This window comes from uncultured Sphingomonas sp., assembly GCF_964243315.1.
GTDB lineage: Bacteria > Pseudomonadota > Alphaproteobacteria > Sphingomonadales > Sphingomonadaceae > Sphingomonas.
In genome coordinates this window covers 1-9,304 of sequence record NZ_CAXTEM010000082.1, presented here as the reverse complement: position 1 = coordinate 9,304, position 9,304 = coordinate 1, and the positions used below count along the sequence as shown (strand labels likewise).

Here is a 9,304-nt window from a genome sequence, read left to right as displayed (position 1 = left end):
CAGCAGGACGGCTTCCTGCCCTATGTCGAGGACGGCACCGTCACCCTGGTCGGCGCGACCACCGAGAACCCGTCCTTCGAACTTAACGCCGCGCTGCTCAGCCGGGCGCAGGTGCTGATCCTGGAGCGGCTCGGCCGCACCGCGCTGGAGCAACTGCTCGACCGCGCCGACGCCGTGATGGGCCGCACGCTGCCGCTGACGCCGCCCGCGCGCGACGCGTTGATCGCGAGCGCCGATGGCGACGGACGCTTCCTGCTCAATCAGGCCGAGACTCTGTTTTCGGTCGACCTTCCCGAGCCACTCGATCCGGCGGGGCTGTCCGCCTTCCTCCAGCGCCGCGTCGCGGTCTACGACAAGGATCGCGAAGGGCACTACAACCTCATCTCGGCGCTTCACAAATCGATCCGCGGCAGCGATCCTCAGGCGGCGCTCTATTATCTCGCGCGAATGCTGACCGCGGGCGAGGAACCGCTCTATTTGCTCCGCCGGCTCACCCGCGCGGCAGTCGAGGACATCGGGCTCGCCGACCCGCAGGCGCTGGTGCAGTGTATCGCCGCCAAGGACACCTACGACTTCCTCGGTAGTCCGGAGGGCGAACTCGCGATCGCGCAGGCGTGCGTCTATCTCGCTACCGCACCGAAATCGAACGCGGTCTACAAGGCGCAGAAGGCGGCGTGGCGGACCGCGAAGGAGACCGGATCGCTGATGCCGCCGATGAACATCCTCGGCGCGCCGACCAAGCTGATGCGCGACATTGGCTATGGCAAGGGATACGCCTACGATCACGACGAAGCGGACGGCTTTTCGGGGGCCAATTACTGGCCGGACGACTTGCCGCCGCAGCGTTTCTACGAACCCACCGACCGCGGTTACGAGAAGCGCGTGAGCGAGCGGCTGGCGTGGTGGGATGCTCGGCGTGGCGGCGGGGAACCAGACGATCGCGCCTGATCGCTTCACGCAGTTCGCCGCGATCGACTGGTCGGGCGCCAAGGGATCGCGGCACCGCGGCATCGCCGTGGCGATCTGCGGCGCCGGTGGAGCGGCGCCGGTGCTGGTCGATCCGCCAGCCGGCCTATGGTCGCGGCGCGAGGTTCTGGACTGGCTGATCGAGCGCCGGGACGCGCAATTGCTGGTCGGTTTCGATTTCAGCTTCTCCGCACCTTTCGCAGAACGCGGCGCGCATCTTCCAGGCGAGCCCGCGACCCCGAACGCCCGCGCCTTGTGGGCGATGGTCGATGTCGAGTGCGACGATGCCGATCTAGGCGCCGCCTCCTTCATCGATCGCCGGCGAGGTATCCATTTCTACCTCGGCAAGGCCGACGGCGTGAAGGCGGACTTCCTGCACTACCGCGTGTGCGAACGGGCGGGAAAGCCGTCGACCGTGTACGACGCGATCGGCGCGGCGCAGGTCGCCAAGGCGTCGTTCGCCGGCATGCGCCTGCTCCACCAACTGAACGGACGAATACCGGTCTGGCCCTTCGACCCGCTGCCCGCCAAAGGCGCAACGATCGTCGAGATCTACACCGCCATCGCCGCGCGTTCAGCCGGCATGCGCAAGGGGCTCAGCAAGATTCGCGATGCCGACGCGCTCGACACCGCGTTGGCGGCGCTCGGGAGCGGACCGCATGCTACCCTGCCGCGCTACGACGATCACGCCACCGATGCGGTACTGACTGCGGCATGGCTTCGCGCCAGTGTCGACCGTGCCGAGCTCTGGCACCCGAACGCACTCACCCCCGACATCGCGGCCACCGAGGGCTGGACCTTCGGCGTCACCTGACGCATGGAGCGCGCGAAGCCGGTTTAGCTCAGTTGGTAGAGCGCCAGTTTTGTAAACTGGATGTCGCGGGTTCGATTCCTGCAACCGGCACCACCGCTCCCACCCGGCGTTCAATCACGATCAGGCATGAAAAAGGCCGCCTCCCGCTTTGAGGAAGACGGCCCTTCAAACCCGTCGATCGACAGGCGAGCAGTGTTACTTGCCGTCGGTCGCGTTGGCGACTGCTCCGCCGGCAGAATTCACATCTTCCTTCGCGCCCTGCACGGTGTTGCACGCGCCCAGAACGAGCGTGGCCGACAGCAGCGCGGCGGTGAGGATCTTGCTAACCATGATAGTCTCCCATGTAGATAGCATCGCAATGTTCGCGGCGAGCATGGGTTCCGCGTGTCGTGCCGAAGTCCACCCACAAGATCCGCACCCTGCCGCGCCCGCATACCCGGCGCCCGCCCTATAATCCACGGGGCGGTGGCGGGAGAGAGCGTTGCGGACGGGCGGGGCTGCATCGATCGACGCGTCCAGAGGCATCGCCACCCTGCTGGTGTTGCTGCACCACGCGATCGCTGCGGAACCGGTGCTTTCCGCCAGCACCTTCGCTGCGGTGAACGATGCGCTCGGTCTGGTACGGATGCCGCTGTTCATGATCGTCACCGGCTGTCTGCTGGGTGCGCGTCCACCGGGCGGTGGGGGCGAGCGATTGTACCGTTTGCGCAAGGCGATCGTGCGGCTCGTCTGGCCGATGATCATGGTCGCGCTGACGGGCGTCTTGCTGTTACGCGGGCAGGGCGTCGACTGGCCGATCGCTTCGGCGCTGCTGCTGGGATCGTGGCACCTCTGGTACCTCCAGGCGCTGATCTGGCTGAAGCTCGCTTACGCTTCGCTCGATACGGTGTGGCGACCGTCCGCGGACCAGCTGATCGCGCTCTCGCTCGCAGCGTCGCTAGTCGCGCAGATCGACGTCGCGACCGGGATGGTGCTGTTCTCGCTTGGCCGTGCAGTCGAGTTGCTGCCCTTCCTGTTGTTCGGCGCGTGGGTCGGTCGCAAGCCGTCGGTGCTGGACGCTCGGGCGCTCCCCTACCTGCTCTACGCCGTGGCGCTTTCGGCGCTGGTCGTGCGGTTCGCAGGCCACGGGGCGGCCCCGCCATTGGCGCGGACCTCATGGATGGCGATGCTGGCGGGTGCGGGATCGGGGCTGTGGCTGCTCCGCCACGCGCCGCGGTTCGCAGCGCTGGAACTGGTCGGGCGCTACGCCTTTCCGATCTTCCTGTGGCATCTGCCCTGGTTCGCGGCGGCCGATCTCCTCCTGCTCGGACCCTGCCACATCGCGGGCGCGCTCGCCGTCGCGATCCGCGTCGCCGTCGGCCTGCTGCTGCCGGCGCTGGTCGTGCGCGGCGTGCTCGCCTCGGGCGTGGTGCCGATCGTCCTGATCGGGGATGCGGCGCCGAGGCGAGCGCCGCAGAAGTTGCCCCAAACGCCCGCCGCGGGATACCGGAGCGCGCTGCGACGTTTCGCACCGGGAATGAACCATCCATGCTGAAGGTCGCGAGCTACAACATGCGCAAGGGGATCGGCACCGACCGCCGACGCAACCCCGATCGCATCCTCGAGGTACTGCGCGAGATCGACGCCGATGTCGTCGCGCTGCAGGAGGCGGACCGGCGATTCGGTGCGCGCGAATGCGTGCTGACGCCGCATCTGCTCGACGAACATAGCGACTGGCAGGCGGTCGCGGTCGGCCTCCGCGCCGCCAGCATGGGCTGGCACGGCAACGCGCTGCTGGTGCGCAAATCGGCGCAGATCGTCGATTGTGAGGCGATCCACCTCCCCGCGCTCGAACCACGCGGCGCGGTGATGGCGGACGTCCGCACTGCCAGCGGCGTGATCCGCGTCGTCGGCATGCACCTCGATCTGTCCGGGCTGTGGCGGCGGCGGCAGGCGGCGGCGATCATGGCGCATGTCGAAAGCTGCACGCAGCGCTATCCGACGGTGCTGATGGGCGACCTCAACGAATGGACCCGCGGCTCCGGCTGCCTGCGCGATTTCGCGCGCGACTACGCCTTTGCGGCGACCGGCCCGAGCTTCCACGCGCGACGGCCGGTCGGCCGGCTCGACCGGATCATGGTGTCGCGCGACTGGCGGATCGAGGCGTGCGGCGTCCACGCCAGCGCCACCGCGCGCAAGGCATCGGACCATCTGCCGATCTGGGCGACGCTGGTCCCCGCCTGATGCGCGAGAAGGAGCTCCGCCTTGCGCTGGTCTGCTATGGCGGCATCAGTCTCGCGGTCTACATGCACGGCATCACCAAGGAGATCTGGCGGCTGGTGCGCGCCAGCCGGGCATTCCACGACCGCGACGAAGCGTCCGAGGGGATCATGGCGGTGTACCGCGCGCTGCTCGAGGAGATCGAGCGGGAGGCGGGCGTGCGGGTGCGGGTGATCGCCGACATCGTCGCTGGGGCGAGCGCGGGCGGGATCAACGGCATCTTCCTGGGTCAGGCGATCGCGACCGGGCAGTCGCTCGATCCGCTAACGGCGCTATGGCTCGATTCGGCGGATGTCGAGGCGCTGATCGCTCCCGACGCGGCGCCCCATTCGCGCTTCTCGAAGGTGTGGGCGCTGCCGATCGCATGGATGGCCGCGGGTCGCAGCACCGACAAGGTCGAGGAACTGGACGAAGCGACCCGTGACGAGGTCCGCGCGAAGCTGTCGCACTTCGTCCGCTCGCGCTGGTTCGAGCCGCCGTTCGGCGGCGCGACCTTCACCAATCTGTTGATGGACGCGTTCGACGCCATGGCCGCGAGCGAGCGCGGGCCGCGCCTGTTGCCCCCCGATCAGCCGCTCGACCTATTCGTCACCGTCACGGATTTCACCGGCCATCCCGAACGCCTGACGCTCAACTCGCCGCCCGAAGTGCTCGAGACCGAACACCGGCTGATCATCGACTTCAGCGATCACGGCCAGCCATGCGAGACCTTGGCCGATATTCCCGAACTGGTGTTCAGCGCGCGCGCCACGTCGAGCTTCCCCGGCGCGTTCCCGCCGTTCCGGGTCGGCGAGCTGGACGAGGTGCTGGCCGCCCGCGCCGTCGACTGGGCCGGGCGGACCGACTTCCTGAAGCGGGTCCTGCCGCGACAGTTTGCGGTCAAGCAGGCCGAACAAGCGGTACTGATCGACGGATCGGTGCTGGCCAACGCACCGTTCCGTCCCGCGATCGACGCACTGAAGGAACGCCCCGCACGCCGCGAGATCGACCGCCGCTTCGTCTATATCGACCCCTCGCCTGGCACCAAGATCCACGTTGCCAGCAAGGATGCGAGCCCGGGCTTCTTCCAGACCATTCTCGGCGCGCTCAGCGACCTGCCGCGGCAACAGCCGATCCGCGACAATCTGGAAGCGATAGCGGCCCGATCCGCGCGGATCGACCGGATGCGCGGGATCGTCACCGCACTACGGCCCGAGGTGGAGAGCGAGATCGAGCGGCTGTTCGGCCACACGCTGTTCCTCGATCGCCCGACCGCGGCACGGCTGATCGGCTGGCGACGGCGCGCGCAAACCGCCGCAGCGGACAAGGCCGGCTATGCTTATGGGGCGTATGGCCATCTCAAGCTGACCGGGGTCGTCGAGACGATCACCGCATTGCTCTATCATGCCGGCGGCGAGCCCGGGCAAACCCGTTGGCGGCGGATCCGCGCCGCGATCCAATCCGCGATCGCCGCGCGCGGCTTCGGCGAGCTGGGCCCGTCCTTCACCGGCAAGCAGAGCGCCGCATCGATCGATTTCCTGCGGACCTACGACATCGGCTTCCGGATCAGGCGATTGCGACTGATGGCCCGGCGACTCACCCAGTTGGAAAGCGACGGCACCGATCTCGCCGCAATGCGCGACGCCGTGTACGAATCGCTCGCCACTTATCTCCAGCGCCAGCGCGCCGACGACCACCGGCATCTGCGCACGCAGGTCCGGTCGCTGCGCGGCGATGCGGCGCCGCTGCTCGACGCTCTTGCGGCAGCGCTCGACCTGCCGGCGCTCGACGCGGCGACCGACGCGCGTCTCGCCGGGGCGTTCGCGGCGCTTGCCCGCGAGCCGCGCCGTGCGATGCTCCTCACCTATCTCGGCTTCCCGTTCTTCGACACCGCCACCCTGCCGCTGCTCCAGGGCGAGGGGCTCGACGAATTCGATCCGATCAAGGTGGATCGCGTCGCCCCCGACGACGCCACCGCGATCCGGTCCGGCGGCGCGGAGGCGACGTTGAAGGGCATCCAATTCGGCAAGTTCGGCGCCTTCTTCAGCCGCGCCTACCGCGAGAACGACTATCTATGGGGTCGCCTTCACGGTGCGGAGCGGATGATCGACATCGTCGTGTCGACCCTGCCGAGCGCCACCCGCATGCGCGCCGGCCGCGTCGCCGCGATCAAGCGCGACGCGTTCCGCGCGATCCTCGACGAGGAGGAGCCGCGCCTGACCGCGATCGCACCGCTCTTCGCAACGCTCAGGACCGAGATCGGCTGAAGATCTTCTTGGAAACGCGCTGTAGCACGTTTCGCGGTGCCAGCCCGCTCTTCCGCGAGTTTTCAAGCAACCTCTGAGAGGCTGGCCATCGCCTTTCCCGTTGTATAGCCTTGGCGTTCAGGGAGAGTCCGCGATGCAGTTCCTCAAGATCCTCTTCTGGTGCCTGCTGGCGTTCGTCGCCGCGCTGTTCACCTATGGCAACTGGACCTCGGTGCCGCTGCAATTGTGGAGCGGGATGGAGGCGCTGGTGAAGCTGCCCTTCCTGCTGATGATCGCGTTCCTGCTCGGCTTCCTGCCGACCTACGTCTATAATCGGGCGGTGCGATGGCGGCTGCGCCAGCGTCTGACGACGGTGGAGCGGTCGCTTGCCGAGGCGCGCGCCGTCGTCACGGCGCCCACCCCGGCCTATGCGCCGACCCCCGCCTATCCGGGCCCGGCGACCAGCCACGATCCGGTCCCGCCCCTCGATCCAGTTCCGCCTGTGCCCGAGGGCCGGCTGGTATGAGCAACCGGATCTATGTCGCAATCGACACCCCTGACCTCGCCCGCGCGAGGGCGATCGTCGAGCGCGTCCGCCATCATGTCGGCGGGATCAAGCTGGGCCTCGAATTCTTTGCCGCGCACGGCCAGCCGGGCATTCGCGAAATGGCCGAGCTCGGGCTGCCGGTGTTCCTCGACCTCAAGCTCCACGACATCCCCAACACCGTCGCCAAGGCGGTGATGGCGCTCGCCCCGCTCGAACCCGCGATCCTGACGGTGCATGCGAGCGGCGGCCGCGCGATGCTCGAAGACGCGAAGGCCGCCGCGCCGGCGCACACCAAGGTCGTCGCGGTGACGATGCTGACGAGCCTCGACGCCGACGACCTTGCCTCGACCGGTGTCGTCGGTTCGGCGCATGACCAGGTCGTCCGGCTGACCGATCTCGCGCGGGTCGCGGGGCTGGACGGGATCGTGTGTTCGGGCGCGGAGGTCGCGGCGGCGAAGGCCGCATGGCCGAAGGGCTTCTTCGTGGTTCCCGGCGTGCGCCCCGCCGACGGCCCGGTCGGCGACCAGAAACGCGTCGTCACCCCACGCGCCGCGATCGACGCGGGCGCCTCGATCCTGGTGGTCGGTCGCCCGATCACCCAAGCCGAAGACCCCGACGCCGCCGCCCGCGCGATCGGCGCGACGCTGTAGCGGCTGCTCTCGCCAGAAGGTATGTGCTCCCGCGAAGGCGGGAGCCCAGGGTTACACACAACACCAGCAGTTGCTTTGCTCGGCCCCGATCCCCGCCTACGCGGGGAAACAAGGTTGTTGCGATGCTCCGGTCAGTCCGGGATAGGGCGGCACGGCATATGCCTCGACGGCCCCAGAAAGCTACCCTCTCATGACCACCGCCAAGATCTGCGGCCTATCCACCCCTGAGACTCTCGACTCGGCGCTGCGCCACGGCGCGAGCCATGTCGGCCTGGTCTTCTTTCCCCCCTCCCCCCGCCACCTAGATTTCGACCGCGCAGCCCAACTCGCCGAGCGCGTTCCCGCGCACGTCACCACGGTCGGCGTGTTCGTCGACCCCAGCGACGAGTTGCTCGACCGCGCGATCGAAGCCGGCCGGCTCGACACGCTCCAGCTCCACAAGACCACCCCTACCCGCACCGCGGCGATCCGCGCGCGCTTCGGCCGCGAGATCTGGGCGGCGGTCGCCGTCAAGACTCGCGCCGATCTCGACGCTGCGCGCAGCTTCGCAGGCGCCGCCGACCGCATCCTCTACGACGCCAAGACGCCTGTCGGCGCAAGCCTGCCGGGCGGGATGGGTCAGCGCTTCGACTGGGCGCTGCTCGACGGTTTCCGCCACCCCCTGCCCTGGGCGCTGTCCGGCGGGCTTGATCCGGCCAACGTCGCAGAGGCGATCGCGCGCACCCGCGCCGAACTGGTCGACGTGTCCTCGGGCGTCGAGACTGCGCCGGGCACCAAGGACGAGGCGAGGATCGCCGCATTCCTGTCGGCCGTCGCGCAAGCCTGATGCGGGCGCAACAAGGGGTGACACGCTACCCCGGAGTGCTAAACGCGCGGTCATGAACGCCCCCATTCCCGCTCCGAACTCCTTTCGTGCGCAACCCGACGAGCGCGGCCATTTCGGCCAGTTCGGCGGGCGCTATGTTGCCGAGACGTTGATGCCGCTCGTGCTGGAACTCGACGCCGCCTATCGCGCAGCCAAGCAAGATCCGGCATTCCAGGCGCAGTTCGACGATCTGCTGGAACATTATGTCGGTCGGCCGAGCCCGCTCTATTATGCCGAGCGCCTGACCGAGACGCTGCGCGCCTCTGCGCCCGAGGGGATGGGTGCGCAGGTCTGGTTCAAGCGCGACGAGCTCAACCACACCGGTGCGCACAAGATCAACAATTGCATCGGGCAGATCCTGCTCGCGATGCGGATGGGCAAGACCCGGATCATCGCCGAGACCGGCGCCGGCCAGCACGGCGTCGCCACCGCGACGGTTTGCGCGCGCTTCGGCCTGCCCTGCGTGATCTACATGGGCGCGCGCGACATCGAGCGGCAGCAGCCCAACGTGTTCCGCATGAAGCTGCTCGGCGCAGAGGTCCGCCCGGTGACGAGCGGCGCGCACACGCTGAAGGACGCGATGAACGAGGGCATGCGCGACTGGGTCGCGAACGTGCACGACACCTTCTACATCATCGGCACCGCGGCGGGCCCGCACCCCTATCCCGAACTGGTCCGCGACTTCCAGTCGGTGATCGGCCGTGAGGCGCGCGAACAGATGCTGGCCCGGGTCGGCCGGCTTCCGGATCTGCTGGTCGCCGCGATCGGCGGCGGATCGAACGCGATCGGCCTGTTCCACCCGTTCCTCGACGACTCCGACGTGGCGATGCTCGGCGTCGAGGCGGCGGGCCACGGGCTCGACAAGCAGCATGCCGCGAGCCTCGCGGGCGGCTTCCCCGGCGTGCTCCACGGCAACAAGACCTATCTGCTACAGGACGAGGACGGGCAGATCACCGAGGCGCACTCGATCTCCGCCGG

Annotated in this window: 10 protein-coding genes and 1 tRNA gene; 10 read left to right on the top strand and 1 reads right to left on the bottom strand. The window is 68.5% G+C overall.

Features of this window, described 5'->3' with window-relative positions:
• From ACFE77_RS15205 to ACFE77_RS15195, 3 genes are all read left to right on the top strand, one after another.
• On the top strand, nucleotides 1-948 hold a 948-nt coding region (locus tag ACFE77_RS15205; protein WP_375422492.1), incomplete at its 5' end, for a replication-associated recombination protein A.
• A complete protein-coding gene (locus ACFE77_RS15200; RefSeq protein WP_375422491.1) occupies nucleotides 908-1,780 on the top strand; it encodes a hypothetical protein in 873 nt (290 codons plus the stop codon). The genes ACFE77_RS15205 and ACFE77_RS15200, both read left to right, overlap by 41 nt.
• A gap of 17 nt (nucleotides 1,781-1,797) precedes the next feature.
• Nucleotides 1,798-1,873 (top strand) — tRNA-Thr (locus ACFE77_RS15195).
• A gap of 102 nt (nucleotides 1,874-1,975) precedes the next feature.
• On the opposite strand, the gene ACFE77_RS15190 is transcribed toward ACFE77_RS15195, so the two are convergent.
• Nucleotides 1,976-2,110 carry an entericidin EcnA/B family protein gene (locus tag ACFE77_RS15190; RefSeq protein ID WP_375422490.1) on the bottom strand — a complete coding sequence of 45 codons (135 nt, stop codon included), beginning with the start codon at nucleotides 2,108-2,110 and terminating at the stop codon, nucleotides 1,976-1,978.
• Between the two features lie 151 nt (nucleotides 2,111-2,261).
• On the opposite strand from ACFE77_RS15190, the gene ACFE77_RS15185 reads away from it, so the two are divergent.
• The 7 genes from ACFE77_RS15185 to trpB all read left to right on the top strand — a co-directional run.
• Nucleotides 2,262-3,314, top strand: coding sequence for an acyltransferase family protein (locus tag ACFE77_RS15185; protein WP_375422489.1), 1,053 nt, complete (start codon nucleotides 2,262-2,264; stop codon nucleotides 3,312-3,314).
• Entirely contained in the window at nucleotides 3,308-4,003 is a 696-nt protein-coding gene (locus tag ACFE77_RS15180; RefSeq protein WP_375422488.1) for an endonuclease/exonuclease/phosphatase family protein, read from the top strand. Before ACFE77_RS15185 ends, ACFE77_RS15180 begins: the two co-directional genes overlap by 7 nt.
• The gene (locus tag ACFE77_RS15175) at nucleotides 4,003-6,285 is read left to right on the top strand and encodes a patatin-like protein (RefSeq protein WP_375422493.1); all 2,283 of its coding nucleotides are present in this window, start codon (nucleotides 4,003-4,005) and stop codon (nucleotides 6,283-6,285) included. Before ACFE77_RS15180 ends, ACFE77_RS15175 begins: the two co-directional genes overlap by 1 nt.
• A 133-nt stretch (nucleotides 6,286-6,418) precedes the next feature.
• Nucleotides 6,419-6,790, top strand: coding sequence for a hypothetical protein (locus ACFE77_RS15170; protein WP_375422487.1), 372 nt, complete (start codon nucleotides 6,419-6,421; stop codon nucleotides 6,788-6,790).
• Nucleotides 6,787-7,461 (top strand): orotidine-5'-phosphate decarboxylase, encoded by a 675-nt coding sequence (pyrF, locus tag ACFE77_RS15165; RefSeq protein ID WP_375422486.1) that lies wholly within the window; start codon nucleotides 6,787-6,789, stop codon nucleotides 7,459-7,461. Before ACFE77_RS15170 ends, pyrF begins: the two co-directional genes overlap by 4 nt.
• A 190-nt stretch (nucleotides 7,462-7,651) precedes the next feature.
• On the top strand, nucleotides 7,652-8,287 hold the full coding sequence (locus tag ACFE77_RS15160) for a phosphoribosylanthranilate isomerase (RefSeq protein WP_375422485.1): 636 nt from the start codon (nucleotides 7,652-7,654) through the stop codon (nucleotides 8,285-8,287).
• A gap of 52 nt (nucleotides 8,288-8,339) precedes the next feature.
• The coding region (gene trpB / locus ACFE77_RS15155; protein WP_375422484.1) for a tryptophan synthase subunit beta at nucleotides 8,340-9,304 on the top strand (965 nt) is incomplete at its 3' end.